Below are 15,510 nucleotides of genomic sequence, written 5' to 3' on the forward strand. Positions count from 1 at the left end.
TTACATCATTAGTATACTCCTATTTGAAGGCTAGGTTAAACTACTAATTATAGAAAAAACTCCACAAATTATTTTATGTGGAGAAGTTTTTTATAAGAAATAGGTTTCACGAGAAACACTCTGCATACGATAAATGTATTTTCTCTTCACTAATTGAAAACTTGTTCCAATACTGGATGATGAAACACAACAAAATGAACCTGAGCATTTATGATAGCCCCTGATTCGTTTTTCTCAATCTCCGGCTGTCCTTCTGTGTGTAAAAGAGCAGGATTGCCATCCTTGTAACCAAAGAGAATCACCTCTGTCCCTGCTTCATTCACATAGCAAGCTAGGATGTCGAACTGCCTAGAACCTGAACCTGCAATATAGCCATACCATTTAAAAGTACAATTCATTCCACCCACTTGCCCAAATTGCATAATCTGATCCGGGACTGCAAGCCCATAATAACGACCATATGTTGCTAGGCTAGTTGACTTGAATACTTCACCTTTACTATCCGAATAAGATTTCATGGCTTTTTTTATCTTGTCTATTAAAGAACTATTATCTGTATCTGGCCCGCTCTCTATAGTTACACTAGTTTTGGAAAGAAACTCCTTAAAACGTTGCGCTAAATCTGTATTTTCAGTCTCTTCAAAGTTTGCAGTAGGGATAGTTTCCAGTGTCTTATCGGTATGCAAGACCTGTGCTTGCCCATCCTTCAGTGTAAATAGGTAGAAATGTTTGTCCTGATTGTCATAGTAGGCATCCAAAACCAAGTAATCATAGGCATTGTCACTCGATACTCCAAAAACATTCCATTTGACACTTTTCTGAGAGACAGTTGTTGTTTCTAATTTTTTGATGAGATCATTCTTTTCATCAAAGTTTCTATGCTCTAGTCTATGATAGGACTGCCCCATAGAAGAAGCCCAGCTTGCAAACTCTTCCTCCCACTTTTCGGCATTGTATTGGATTAGCTTCTGAAAATCCGAGTAGTTCTTCATAATCAAGGCTTGGTCAGTCGGATTAGACAACTGAAGCTCTTCCATGGCTACAACCGTAGCAGCCATCGGTGATTGGACGGCTGCATCCTTGGATTCTTTTTCGTGGGAAAGAGCCTTTTGATAGGAGTCCGCTAGGTAGTGAAAATAGTTGGTTACTTCCTTTGTTTGTTGCTCCCTCGGTGTTGATGGATTAGGTGCTCTATCCTCTGTCGATTTATGGCAGGCAGATAAAACTAGCACACTCGCACCTAGAACTAGTAGTAGCTTTTTCATGATCAGACCTCCAAACTATTATCTTTATACCTTCATTATACTCCTACCCTATCTCCAAATCAAAAAAACATCTCCATGTATTTAAAAGGAGATGTTTAACTATCTGTGATAAATTTCTAGGTCGTATAAATCGTCGAAGCTGTCGCAATCGTATGCCACTGGTTGGCTGTTGTGGCTGCGAAATACTTGTCTCCATAAAAATCATTAAATGGAAGGATTTCGACTTCTAATTCTTCGATGCGGTCAATCTGCCCTGCCAGATAAGCCTCGATGCGACTTTCTGCGCGCTTGATCCTTTGTAAGAGTCCGCCCATACGGATATCAACCGTATCCAAACCAAAGACCTTGTTTTCTTTCAGCCATTGTTGACTAAAGAGTTTGTGGAAGGTTTCAATCTCACTTCTGAGTTTTGGTAATTCTTCTCTGGCGATTTGCTGCAAGCTGACTTTGTCACCGACTTTATAAGTTTGACGAATGCGTCTTCCCACATCTACTTTGCTACTTAAAATGCCGTTCAACTGGGCCTGAGTTTCAAATAGATAGGCATAATTCCCAGCTTTTTCTTTGATTTCAGCAAGCGTTTCAGCGGCCTGAGCGAAGTGCGGTTTGTCCTGTTCAGGTGTCATGTGTCTGTCAAGAATCGGGCAAAGAACATCCTGATAAAAGACATAGCGGTTGGGATTGATACCACTGAGATTGCCTGGCAAGTCTGGCAAGAGGTTAGCAAGGTCAATCTGCATGAAATCCTCAACTGATAGACCTGTATTGGTCTGGAAATGAGAAGACAAACGGTCTAGGTCATTGCGGTAGCTAAGTTCTGCCCAGATTTGCAGACTTGGTAGGATAGAAAACTGGGCAGTTTCACCACCATTATCTCCCCAACCCGTCACGATGACTTCTTTGATGTCATTAGCACGACAAGCTTTATTGGCCTCCATAGCAATGAGACGGCTGAAATGGTTGTGAGGCGTAAAACCGATCCATTTCCAAGCCCCGCCTGCAAAGGCGATATCCTGACTAATCTTGTGGTGATTGCGGAAGTTACGGTTGTATTTTTCCTCGCTATCCTGGTAATAATCCCAGTAAACCAAGGTCACACGGTCTTTGAGACGGTCTAGGTAGACACGAGTTTCCTCAGGAATTTCCACATCACGGTCGTACTGACCATCTGCTGACATGAGTTTAAAGAACATATCGCTCCACATCTGGCAGTGGAAACCATATTTGTCAGCAATATCTAGCACGCGCTCCAAGTGTTGACACATGAGGAGACTACGGTCCACAACACCGTTCAGAATGAGGTAGCGTCCCAAACCAACCAAGTGGGCTTCGTCCATCCCGATATTGACCTTGCGAGTCTGCAGTTTAGATAGAGTGGCAAACATCCCGTCAATCAAATCATAAACCTTTTCTTCGCCGATAAGAAGAATATCCTCCACATCACGGAGTTCTTGCACTTCCTTAACACCCCATTTGACGAAGGCCGACAAGTGGGCCAAGGTCTGGATGCAAGGCACAAAGGTCATGTCAAACTGCTGGGCGTAGGCTTCTATTTCCTGCAACTCCTCTGCTGAATAGGCGCCACGGAAGTAACCAAAGTAAGGTTGCCCCTCAATCTGATAGGTGTCTTCCATGTAAAGTTCAAAGGTTGAGTAGCCCATGAGAGCCAAGACCTCAATCATCTGCTTGGCAGAAGCCACATTCAGAACCGCATTTCGAGAACAGTCTGCCATGTAGGCCAAATCTTCATAAGCTGCCTGCTCCTCAATCGCTACTTTATCACCTTCTACTAGAGCTGTTGCCAATAAGGACAAGGCGCGGTAAAGTTGGTGAGGTTTGTGATAAGTCAGTTGATAGTGGCCTCCCTCACCCTTGATAGAGATAGAGGCTTGGTCAGACTGAGCGACTGCAACTTCCACATCTGGTAAAGAGATATACTTTGTCAGTAAGTCGATTGCCTGAGTTTGTTTGGGACTAAGTCCTGTAAATGTCACCATTGGTTTTCCTCCTGTAGCCAGTTGACAAGGGCACCGTAGAGATTGGCATCTGAATGATAGGTGCAGGCTTGGATGACAGGTGCGACCGTGTATTCTTCGTAGGTTTCGACAAATTCATCGACAGCCTTTTTGACACCTTGGATGAAGTCTGGATTTTGGCTAATAGAGCCTCCCAGACTAATGACATCTGGGTCGATGAGATACTGAATATTGAGCAAACCTTGCGCCAGATTACGGTTCATGCGCAAAATAGCTTCTTGACAAAGAGCATTACCAGCTGCGGCCTCTTGGTAAATCTTGCGTCCGTCCCAGTCAGTCTGACCAGATTTTTCAATCACGTATCGCACCATATTTCCAGTTGACGCTAGTTGCGACCAGTTGTTGAGCTTTTCTGCTGGTGCAAGGGTTGTCATATAGCCAAACTCTCCTCCCAAGCCGTGGCGACCTCGGTGAAGCTTGCCATTGATAATCATGGCGCCGCCGATTCCTGTACCAATCACGACACAGGCTGCATTTTCAATTTCTGGGTGAGCTAGCAATTCACTAAGCCCAACACAGTTGGCATCATTTTCTAGATGGACAGGTAGCTGATGATGAGCAAGTGCCTCATACCAAGAAAAGCCATGAATATAAGGTACGGCACTGATTCCCTCAATCACACCTGTTTCTTGATTAACCGCGCCTGGAACGCTCATAGCGATCCCACTATAATCTTGCTCTGACAAGCGTTGGTCTAGCCAAGTCAGTAAATCTTCCAAACTCTCTGGCGTTGGAGTACTTGTCTTATCTAGTATTTTTCCATCAGGAGTCAGACTGGCAAACTTAATCCCAGTCCCTCCGATATCAATGGTTGCAATGATCATTGTTCTTTACCGTAAAAAGGGGCGAATCAGTAGTTAGTCCTTACTCTTTCGCCCCTCCTTTCTATCTCATAGTATTAGTTATCAAACACTTTAAAACTGTTAAATGTCTTCTTTTTTGATTAATTCTGTGCGAATCTCTTGTGGTGCTAAGAGTCCTGAATGAACCGGATAAGGTCGCTCAAGTAAGTCCAAAATGGTTTGTTGGTGTTCTGATATACGCACATTTTCTTGACTCATATTGTAGTAACGAAGTACATATCCTTCTTCATTTTCAGCTACCTTAAAGGCTGTTGGACAGACTTGTGGCAAGTTGAGCGCCGCATGGCTCAAGAGACTGCCAGTCGCTGCAACACTTCCTTCTTGTTTAGCAACTTGAAGACTAGTGAATGGTGTTTGGAAGGCTTTGGCACGACGGAAGGCTGAGAAGCGTTCTTGGGCTTGGTGGCATTCAAGTGTAAACTCGACTTCAAACTCACGCAAGCATTGAGCTTCTGGTGTTGGGAAGTAACCCCAGTCACCTAACTCACCTGAGGCACGAAGAATGGTCACTGCAATGGTGTCATCTCCAAGGATTTCATACTCGTGCAATCCTTTATTGGCCACTGTCACCCCTTTTTCATCGTCATACAGACTAACAAAGGCCTGTTGGTGTTGTGGATTTTCAGGATTTTCCCAAGAAGCAGCTGGTTTGTTTGGTCGTGTCACCACCTCATAGATGCTCTCAGAGTCATTGCTTGGACGTGTGTTATGTGTCTTAACCAAGAGACGGATACGGTGATCCTTGGCTGTGTTAGTAAAGCGAGTCTTGAAACGAATTTGTGGATTGTCAACAAAGACGGTCATCTCTGTTTCCAGAGGAAGGGTTGTCAATTCTTTTGAGCGCCCAGCTTCACGCGTCATAAACTCGATGATACCTCTCTGCTCCGCATCCAATTTTTCGTCTGCACTTACTGGAATTGTCAATTCATGCTTAAGCAAGATTTTAGCAAAACGAGCTGTATTTTCCAAGACCTCATAACCTGTCAACTCTGCGTAAATAGGCTCTGTTCCTTTTGGTTGGAAATAGATGTACTCATTTCCGATGTCCCCACGGTCTTCAAAGCGAACAACATCTTCATAAGCTTCATGAGTTGTCTTGTCGTAGACTGTGATATTTTCATCCACACTTACTGTTACAAATGGCGTATCAATCACTCCATTTTGGTAAATACCGTCACGGTGTTCTTGTTCTCCCTCAAGCAATTGGAAGGTTGTCCAAGAAAGTGGTGCCAGATGAACAGGTACTGTCACGCGCACTTGACGAGCGATACGAGCCTGACGGAACTTGTCTTTTGGCAAATCATACTCAAAATTAGCTCCCAGATCTTCGATTTTCGCTTCTACAGCATGCCCTTCCAAGTCTTCGACACGGTAGCTTGGCAAGGTCAAGGCTGCCATCTTCTTGTAGCCTTCTGTTGGGTGCAATTCCTTNAAATCACAAACCGCCACATCAATCACTGTGCTGACAGTGTCAACCTTGTCATGCAAGCCTGTATTGATAACCGTAAAGAGATGGTCGCTTTGGGCTTCGTGAGTTGCGATTTTACCCTTCCACTCGTTGAGAAGATTGGTCTTAACGAAATTTCCAACTTGGTTGACCTTGGCAAAACGTGTTTCCATCTCGCGGTGAACTTCGTCCACACTACAGCCACAGATACTATCATGGGGCGCATTTTGTAGAAGGACTTTCCAAGCATAGGTCAACTGGTCCTTGTGGTTGTGGCCGCCAGTGATGACAGTCAATGGCTCCACTACTTGTTCTAACAAGTTGCTATTTTCTTGGAAGGCTTGTTTGAGGTAAATGCGTGATGAGGAAGTGTTGGCAAGTGTGTACCAACCATCTGTTTCTTGACTGGTCAACTCACCTGTAACGGTAGATAGTTGCTCAGGTAGAGCACTTTCTACTGCATGGACATAGTCATCAAAGGAACTATGCACAAAGGTCACATCTGGAAAGAGTTCATTGGCCACACGAATGGCTTCGCTCAGATTTCGCTGTACAGGTTGGTGGTCACAGCCGTTCATCATCAACCACTGGTTGGTCGAAGCGTAGTCACGCACGTCTGCCAATTTTTGTTTCCAAAAGGCCAGAGCTTCATCCTTATCAACAGGGATTTCATTCCCATTACTGTACCAGTTGGCAAAGAGGATACCGAGGACACGACTTCCGTCTGCACCCTGCCAGTACATTTCTGAAAACTGAGAAGTAAACTGCTCATCTTCGAGGACTTGGTTGTCAAAGCCAATCGGCTTGACACCACGGCCAAAGGCTGCCACGTGAATGCCTGATTTTTGAAGGATTTGAGGAGCTTGCCCCATATTTCCAAAGGTATCTGGGAAGTAACCAATCTGAGTGGATTTGCCCCATTTTGCACATTCTGCTTGACCAATCAAGGTATTGCGGACATTGGCTTCACTGGAAATCAAGTAATCATCCTGCAAGATGTAAAAGGGACCAATTTTGAGTTTGCCTTGATCGATGTAACCTTGAACTTTGTCGCGATTTTCAGGGCGAATTTCCAAGTAGTCATCAAGGACAATGGTTTGACCATCCAAGTGGAAGCTCTTGAACTCAGGATCATTTTCAAAAAGGTCAAAGAGATTGTCAAATAACTCCACCAACTGCATACGGTGGCTTTCAAAAGGCAAGTACCACTCACGGTCCCAGTGACTATGTGAGATAATATGTACGACAACATTTTCCATGAAGTAAAACCTCATTCTAACTTAAATTTTTATTTCTATCTAACTAAAGAACTGACTAGCGAATATCCAAGTAATCCAAGACTAACTCACAGAACATCATGTTGGCCCATGAGAACCATTCGCGAGAGTAGAGCGTTGGATCATCTACGTGGAAGCTTTCGTGCATGACACCTGTGCCACCATCGCAGGCAACCAGCTGATCCAGCAAGAATTTCTTCTCCGCCTTATCTCTTGTTGTCAAGCCTTGGATAGAAAGGGCGATTGGCCAGATATAGCGATAGAAGGTATGAGAACTTCCGAGACCGCTAGCGTATTCTCCTTGGTAGAAATATGGATTTTCAGGACTCAGAATGGTACGGCGAGTTGCTTGGTAAACCTCATCGTCAATCGCACAATAACCAAGATAGGGAGCAGCCAACAAACTTGGTACATTTGGATCATCCATGATGCTGGCATTTCCCAGACCATCCACTTCAAAGGCGTAAATCTTTTCACCCTTGCTATTGGTGGTGTAGGCATAGTTTTCGATACCTTCTTTTATTTCAGCCTGGAGACGCTTAGCATCTGCGATAATACTCTCGCTATCAGCTAGGTCTAGTTCTGCAAAAATTTCTTGCACATAACCTAAGACAACGACGGCAAACATATTTGACGGAATCAAGTAGCTATATTGACAACAATCATCACTTGGTCGGAAGGCTGACCAGGTCATTCCTGTCACGGCAAAGCCAGGTCCAAAGCCATCATTTACCAGTGTGTCTTCCTTTCGGTCTGTATCCCGAACAAAACGATATGGAGAGTTGTTGTGGTCTTGTTCTACCGTCCAAAGATGAAGAATTTCCTTGGTTGCTGCGATAAAAGTCTCATCAAACTGACTAGTCTCGCCAGTCTCTTTCCAGAGGAGATAAGCCAGCTGCAAAGGATAGCAAAGAGAGTCCACCTCATACTTACGCTCCCAAATCCAGCCGTTAAGGTCTGTATGGTCGGTCTCATGGTGTCCCTTCCAGTTCTCCTCAATGTTAAAGGAGTTGGCATACGGATCCTTGAGCACCAAGGTCATCTGACGCTTGACCAAACCTGCAATGGTCTGACGCAAGAGAGGATCTCTTTTAGCCACATGAAGGTAGGGTCTGAGTTGGGCAGTCGAATCCCGAAGCCACATAGCGGGAATGTCTCCTGTGAGCACAAAAGTTGAACCATCTTCTAGGATCTCAACCGTATTGTCCAAGGTGTCGGTGTAGCAACGCTCAAAGACCTCCACCCACTCCGGATGGTCCTTGGTACGCTCTGCTACTTCATCCAGCCACTCTCTGACAATCTCTTTTGAATAAACCATTTTTAATTTTACCTCTTTGAAACAAGTTTCATGTTCAGTATATAGCTTTTAGTCCAGAAAATATATACACAAATGTTAGTCATTTCTCTACAAAATTGCTTTCTTTTGAGCTCCATATCTAAAGCCCCCCTTTTTCTGATATAATGTAGAAAAACAGCTAAAGGAACGACTATGAAACCACTACTTGAAACCATCGATACTCGTTTTGGCACTGCCAGCAAACGTGCCTTTTCTCGAGGAAATGCCCTGCCCTACACAGGCGTTCCTTTTGGGATGAATTATTTTGTTCCCCAGACCAGTGATCAGGAGGGATCTTGGTTTTTCGATCCGCATCTGCCCATTTTTCAGGGGATTCGATTGACCCACCAGCCCAGCCCTTGGATTGGTGATTATTCTTGGTTGCTCATAACACCCGTCACAGGTAAACTGAATGGAGAAAGTCTCTTCCACCGTCAGTCTTCTTATGATATCGACAAAGCTCGCTTCCAACCTCATTATCTAAGAATTTTCTCCCTGCGCTATCAGATTGAAACCCAGCTCACACCGACTTGCTACGGTGCCTCTATCCGCTTAGAGCAAAAGCAAGGCAAGGCCCTCTCCCTCTATCTTCACGCAACAGATGAACTGACAGTAGAACAAATAGATAAGCGGACTCTTGTCCTGAGACAAGAAGGTAAAACAGAGACCAATAAAAATCCGTTGATACTGTTTACTGCTCTACAAATGAACACGGATATTCTTGCTGTCTGCCAAGAAAGCGGAGAGTGGCGAATTGAACTCGCAGACAGTCATGCTGAGATTCAGCTAGCAACTTCTTTTATTTCTCCTTCTCAAGCGCTATTTAATCTACCTCAAACGGACTTTGATAGCTGTAAAGCAAATGCCCAAGCAGACTGGGAAAATCTCCTCCACCGTTTTGATGTTCTTGAGACAGGGGAAGCCGACCGAACCTTCTTTGACCACTGCCTCTACAGACTCTTCCTCTTCCCACAGACATTTTATGAGGTGAACGAGTCAGGGCAGGCCATCCACATGGATTTGTCTACTGGTACTGTCAAGCCCGGCGTCCTCTTTAGCAACAATGGTTTCTGGGATACCTTCCGCACCACCTTCCCCCTCTTTGCTCTTATCATACCGGAACACTATCACCGCTTTTTAGAAGGTTTCCTCAATAGCTACCGCGATACTGGTTTTCTGCCTAAATGGCTAGCCCCAGATGAACGTGGAATGATGCCAGGGACTCTATTGGACGGTATTATCGCAGATAGTGCCTGCAAGGAAATGGCTCCTGACTTGGAAGAAGAACTCCTCCAATCTATGTTGGAGACAGCCACTAAGTCCGACCCTCTCGGCATCAATGGTCGTCACGGTTTGGCACAATACCAAGAATTAGGTTATCTCTCTACCGACCACCACGAAAGTGTCAGCCACACGCTTGATTATGCCTATAGCGATTTTTGTATCGCCAGCTGTTCCAAAAAACTAGGGAAAACAGAGATTGCTGACACTTATAACACTTCTTCACAAAATTTCCGTCATCTCTTTGACGCCGAGACGGGCTACATGCGAGCGCGAGACAGCCAAGGCAACTTCCGCCCTGACTTCTCCCCTTATAGTTGGGGACGAGACTACGCCGAATGCTCTGCCATTCAAGCGACTTTAGGTGTCTTACATGACATCCCAGGTTTGCGTCAACTCATGGGGGGAAAAGAAGCCTTCAGCCACTATCTTTTGAAAGCCTGTCAGGACGCTCCCCTCTTTGAAACGACGGGTTATGGTTATGAGATTCATGAAATGAGCGAGATGGCTACCGCTCCTTTTGGGCAAATCGCCATTTCCAACCAGCCTAGCTTCCACATTCCTTATCTCTTCCGCTACAGCGACTACCCTGACTACACTGCTCTTCTCATCAAGACCCTGCGTCAGAAAGCCTTTCACCCAAGCTGGGAAGCCTACCCCGGTGATGAGGATAACGGTAGTCTCTCTGCTTGGTACATCTGGTCGGCTCTCGGATTCTATCCGACCTGTCCAGGAAAACCCAGTTACGACCTCGGAATCCCTCTCTTTGATCACCTCCGTATCTACCTGGCTAAGGAAAATAAATGGCTGGATATCCATGCCGAGCAAAACCACAGCCATTTCAACTTTGTCAAAGAATGCCGATTGGACAAGACCATAGTATCTAGCATTCAACACCAAGACCTCTTAAAAGCTGAGCAACTGACCTTCATCCTCAGCTGGCTACCAAATCACTCATAACCAAAAGAACCTTTGCATCGCGCAAAGGTTCTTCTTTTATGAAACTTGGACCTGAAGCTGGTCAACCAGCTCCCCATCTAGCGTTAAATTCAGATAAAAATCAAGGATTTTATCTCCTGCAAAATACAAGGTTGGCAGCGTTAGCCTTTTTTCAGTCTCGCCAGCTTGAAACGCAAGAACTTGAATCTCGTCCCGATAAGCAACACCATGCACACCCGCCCCTGGCTGAATCGAAATCTTAGCTTCTAAAGGACTGCTAGATTCTCTGCGCCTCACTGTAAAGTGGACATTTTCTCCCTTGGTCACAGCTAGACTTTTTTCTGAAAACTCTAGCTGCTGAACAGCTTCTTTTTTCGACAAGGTAGGAGTTTTATAAAGAGAAATCTTAGTTAACAAAGGCAATGCCTGTGCCTCTGTAATGGTCACGCGTATCTTCTGCGCCTCAACGACTGATCCTCGTAAGAGACGTTTGTGGCCAACAGTATAACCAGATCCAAACTCCTGCCAAACACCATCCAACTCTACCTGAACATGGAAAGCAGCGATGCGTTGCCCTAGCTTCAAATCTTCCCTCAGCTCAATCACATCAAAAGCTTCAGGAGCTCCTAAATCGAGCTCTAATGAGATTGGCAACTCTGCATCACTTGCCCATGAACTGGTCTTCCGTCCATCTGTCAGGTGGCAACAAGCAAAGTCTTCTGAGAGAGACGGTCCAGACACCTTGCTCCCCAGAGCCAGATCTTCTTTATAAAGCTCATCACGATAGGCAGCAAATTCATAAAGTCGCTGGATATCCCTTACATCAAGGAGACCATCTTGGTTTGGCGGAATATTGAGCAAGAGAGGGGTTCCCCGCCCCACTGAGTGAAAGTAGATTTTGATCAATTCCTCGAGAGACTTGGGATCCTGATCCTCATGGTAAAACCAACCTGGTCGAAGGGATACATCTGCCTCACCGATTGAAAATAGCGTCCCAGAGGGGTCTCCGTGCTGTAGATAATCTAATTCCGCCTCTGTTCCTAACTGGTCTGGTTTGACTTTTTGCCACAAGGGATCCCCTGCATAGCCCCGTTCATTTCCAATCCAGCGAATACTAGTTCCCTCAGTTGAGAAAATCAAACAATCGCCCTGCAAGTCACGAATGGTTTCAAACCAAGTCTCAAACTCATAGTTGACCTGCTGGGCCCCTTCGCCTCGAGCACCATCCATCCAAACCTCGGCGAACTTACCGGCATTGCCATAGACAGGATTTGATAAGATTTCCTTCAACTGAGCCAGATAGTAGGTATTGTAGTCCGCTTCTCGGTCCACATGATAGAGGAGACTATGGGCATCCCAAGGAGATAAATAAACTCCCATATCCATGTCAAACTCTGTTGCAGCTTGGGAAACCTCGAGGAGCAAGTCCCCCTTTCCACCCCTCCAAGGGCTAGCCTTGACCGAATAGTCTGTATAAGCTGTCGGGTAGAGGACAAAACCATCGTGGTGCTTAACCACCAAAATCAGCTTTTTAAAACCCGTTTCTTTAAGTATCCGAACCCATTCACGCGCATCCAACTTGGTCGGGTTAAAACGCTTGGGATCCTCTTGCCCACTTCCCCATTCTTGGTCATAAAAGGTATTGGGGCCAAAATGGATGAAGGCAGCTAGTTCATCCTCTAAATAAGCTAGCTGGGCCTGACTTGGTAATGGTCCATGAGGTTTTATTTTCGTCATCATCTCGTATCTCTTTCTCTGATTATTTCTCTTGTTCACAAAGTTATCCACAACTTGTGGATAAGAAAACATGCCTAAAAACTAGCTTTTCTAGACTCCGACTCTTTGACTTTGAACCTATCACCTTCAGCAAACTCTGCTCAAATCCCCACTGCACTAGGATTTCTACTAGAAAGCTGGCTCGTTACTAGTTTCTGGGACCATTCTCAGGAACCCTCTAGGATATTAGCTGAATGTCCTGCTCTCCCCAGACTTATCCACAACTTGTGAATAAGTCCTTCTTCCTAGTTGTTACCTCGTTGACTATAACAAAAAATCTAGGTACCGTCAATAAGACAAGGCTGTCTCCCTAAATACTCAGAAAAGATTCTATAATTTGTACAATATACATTTAAAGTGGCCTAGAAGAAAGACTTTTCTGATAGATTTCATATAATTTTCTAAGTGGCTTTCAACCATTGCTCTTCTCAATTCCTCTTCAGAAATGACTTAAAATCTGGACATTTCTTCTTAAAATGTGAAATTTAGCATAATTTTTTCAAAAAATATTATATTCTTTATAGTAGAAGTTTATACATTTATTTCCTCTAATTCCTTTTGCTATCGTATAATAACATAAAATACTACTAAAACCTTGTTTTGTCCGAATTTTTAATCATTTTTTACTATTGACACGCCTCTGAGAATATGATATAACGTAAATGTAAGCGGTACCAAAAAGGTGCCACCGTGAAAATTTTTAAGGAGGAAAACACATGTCTTCACATCCAATTCAGGTATTCTCAGAAATTGGGAAACTGAAAAAAGTTATGTTGCACCGTCCAGGCAAAGAGTTGGAAAACTTGTTGCCGGACTATCTCGAAAGGCTTCTTTTTGATGACATTCCATTCTTGGAAGATGCTCAAAAAGAACATGACGCATTTGCTCAAGCTCTTCGTGATGAAGGAATTGAGGTCCTTTACCTAGAGCAATTGGCTGCTGAATCATTGACTTCCCCAGAAATCCGCGATCAATTTATCGAGGAATATTTAGACGAAGCTAACATCCGTGGTCGTCAAACCAAGGCGGCTATTCGTGAATTGCTTCACGGTATCAAGGACAACCAAGAATTGGTTGAAAAAACTATGGCAGGGGTTCAAAAAGTTGAATTGCCAGAAATTCCTGAAGAAGCAAAAGGCTTAACTGACTTGGTTGAGTCAGACTATCCATTTGCTATCGACCCAATGCCAAACCTCTACTTCACTCGCGACCCATTTGCAACTATTGGTAATGCCGTATCACTTAACCACATGTATGCAGATACTCGTAACCGTGAAACTCTTTATGGTAAATACATTTTCAAACACCATCCAATCTATGGTGGAAAAGTAGAATTAGTCTACAACCGTGAAGAAGATACACGTATTGAAGGTGGAGATGAGCTCGTTCTTTCTAAAGACGTTCTTGCAGTAGGTATCTCTCAACGTACAGATGCAGCTTCGATTGAAAAACTCTTGGTGAACATCTTCAAGAAAAATGTTGGCTTCAAGAAAGTATTGGCATTTGAATTTGCTAACAACCGTAAATTCATGCACTTGGATACTGTCTTCACCATGGTTGACTATGACAAGTTCACAATTCACCCAGAAATCGAAGGCGATCTTCGTGTGTACTCTGTCACTTATGAAAATGAAAAACTCAAGATTGTTGAAGAAAAAGGTGACTTAGCTGAACTTCTTGCGAAGAACCTCGGCGTAGAAAAAGTTCATTTGATCCGTTGCGGTGGTGGCAATATCGTAGCAGCTGCGCGTGAACAATGGAATGACGGTTCCAACACTTTGACTATCGCACCTGGTGTAGTCGTCGTTTATGCCCGCAATACCATTACCAATAAGATCCTAGAAGAATACGGGCTTCGCTTGATTAAGATTCGAGGAAGTGAATTGGTTCGGGGCCGTGGTGGACCTCGTTGTATGTCTATGCCATTTGAACGTGAAGAAGTATAATCGCTGTTCAGTATTTGTCAATAAAAAATGTAAAAAAATAGAAAGAGGAAATAATAGAATGACACATTCAGTATTCCAAGGACGCAGCTTCTTAGCAGAAAAAGACTTTACTCGCGCAGAGTTAGAATACCTTATCGGTCTTTCAGCTCACTTGAAGGATTTGAAAAAACGCAATATCCAACACCACTACCTTGCTGGTAAAAATATCGCCCTCCTGTTTGAAAAAACTTCTACTCGTACACGTGCAGCCTTTACAACTGCAGCTATTGACCTTGGTGCTCATCCAGAATACCTCGGAGCAAATGACATTCAGTTAGGTAAAAAAGAATCTACTGAAGATACTGCAAAAGTTTTGGGTCGTATGTTTGACGGGATTGAATTCCGTGGTTTCAGCCAACGTATGGTTGAAGAACTGGCAGAATTCTCAGGTGTTCCAGTATGGAACGGTCTAACTGACGAATGGCACCCAACTCAAATGTTGGCTGACTACTTGACTGTTCAAGAAAACTTCGGTCGCTTGGAAGGCTTGACATTGGTATACTGTGGTGATGGACGTAACAACGTTGCCAACAGCTTGCTCGTAACAGGCGCTATCCTTGGTGTTAACGTTCACATCTTCTCACCAAAAGAACTCTTCCCAGAAAAAGAAATCGTTGAATTGGCTGAAGGATTTGCTAAAGAAAGTGGTGCACACATCCTCATCACCGAAGATGCAGACGAAGCTGTCAAAGGTGCAGATGTACTTTATACAGACGTTTGGGTATCTATGGGTGAAGAAGACAAATTCGCAGAACGTGTAGCTCTTCTTAAACCTTACCAAGTTAATATGGACTTAGTGAAGAAAGCAGACAATGAAAACTTGATCTTCCTCCACTGCTTGCCTGCATTCCACGACACTCACACTGTCTATGGTAAAGATGTTGCTGAAAAATTTGGCGTAGAGGAAATGGAAGTAACAGACGAAGTCTTCCGCAGCAAGTATGCTCGTCACTTTGACCAAGCAGAAAACCGTATGCACACTATCAAAGCTGTTATGGCTGCTACTCTTGGAAATCTCTACATTCCTAAAGTATAAAACTTACTCGTATACACAACACAGGGGTTGAGACGAAAGCTATGATAGCTTATCAGTTCTAGCGAAAGAAAGCAAGGATCCTCTTTGACAAATTTGCCACCTTACTCTTGTCATCTTCCTGCTTCCTAGTCTCATTCTGATAAACGTCGGCTATGCGTTCAACCCCTTTTACTAGTAGTAATGACTAATTTGTCTTTTGAAAAGACGCTACCTCCACTTCATATTTTATCATCATACCTGCCTGTAGCTCTTGGAGTTCTGTCAGGTTT

9 protein-coding genes are annotated in these 15,510 nt (G+C 44.1%); 3 read left to right on the plus strand and 6 right to left on the minus strand.

Annotated features, from left to right (window positions below; all coding sequences use genetic code 11):
- Window positions 1–149 precede the first annotated feature (149 nt).
- The 5 genes from D8801_RS04220 to D8801_RS04240 form a co-directional block, all read right to left on the minus strand.
- Window positions 150–1,265, minus strand: coding sequence for a DUF4767 domain-containing protein (locus D8801_RS04220; RefSeq protein WP_125848096.1), 1,116 nt, complete (start codon window positions 1,263–1,265; stop codon window positions 150–152).
- A 116-nt stretch (window positions 1,266–1,381) separates the two neighbouring features.
- Window positions 1,382–3,262 carry a beta-N-acetylhexosaminidase gene (locus D8801_RS04225; RefSeq protein WP_125848098.1) on the minus strand — a complete coding sequence of 627 codons (1,881 nt, stop codon included), beginning with the start codon at window positions 3,260–3,262 and terminating at the stop codon, window positions 1,382–1,384.
- Entirely contained in the window at window positions 3,256–4,125 is an 870-nt protein-coding gene (locus tag D8801_RS04230) for an ROK family protein (protein ID WP_125848100.1), read from the minus strand. The genes D8801_RS04225 and D8801_RS04230 overlap by 7 nt, the downstream gene beginning before the upstream one ends.
- A 99-nt stretch (window positions 4,126–4,224) precedes the next feature.
- Window positions 4,225–6,870, minus strand: a complete 2,646-nt coding sequence (locus D8801_RS04235; protein WP_125848102.1) for an alpha-mannosidase — start codon at window positions 6,868–6,870, stop codon at window positions 4,225–4,227.
- 55 nt (window positions 6,871–6,925) lie between these two features.
- Window positions 6,926–8,206, minus strand: a complete 1,281-nt coding sequence (locus D8801_RS04240; protein ID WP_125848104.1) for a glycoside hydrolase family 125 protein — start codon at window positions 8,204–8,206, stop codon at window positions 6,926–6,928.
- A gap of 171 nt (window positions 8,207–8,377) precedes the next feature.
- On the opposite strand from D8801_RS04240, the gene D8801_RS04245 reads away from it, so the two are divergent.
- Window positions 8,378–10,465: a GH92 family glycosyl hydrolase gene (locus tag D8801_RS04245; protein WP_125848105.1), complete on the plus strand. Its 2,088-nt coding sequence runs from the start codon at window positions 8,378–8,380 to the stop codon at window positions 10,463–10,465.
- Between the two features lie 36 nt (window positions 10,466–10,501).
- On the opposite strand, the gene D8801_RS04250 is transcribed toward D8801_RS04245, so the two are convergent.
- A complete protein-coding gene (locus tag D8801_RS04250) occupies window positions 10,502–12,181 on the minus strand; it encodes an alpha-L-fucosidase (protein ID WP_185758498.1) in 1,680 nt (559 codons plus the stop codon).
- A gap of 755 nt (window positions 12,182–12,936) precedes the next feature.
- Here D8801_RS04250 and arcA point away from each other — a divergent pair.
- Both arcA and argF read left to right on the plus strand, forming a co-directional pair.
- Window positions 12,937–14,166, plus strand: coding sequence for an arginine deiminase (arcA, locus tag D8801_RS04255; protein WP_000094626.1), 1,230 nt, complete (start codon window positions 12,937–12,939; stop codon window positions 14,164–14,166).
- 58 nt (window positions 14,167–14,224) lie between these two features.
- Entirely contained in the window at window positions 14,225–15,241 is a 1,017-nt protein-coding gene (gene argF, locus D8801_RS04260; protein ID WP_084974640.1) for an ornithine carbamoyltransferase, read from the plus strand.
- The last annotated feature ends 269 nt before the right edge of the window (window positions 15,242–15,510 follow it).

Source organism: Streptococcus oralis, from assembly GCF_003943415.1.
GTDB lineage: Bacteria > Bacillota > Bacilli > Lactobacillales > Streptococcaceae > Streptococcus > Streptococcus oralis_BJ.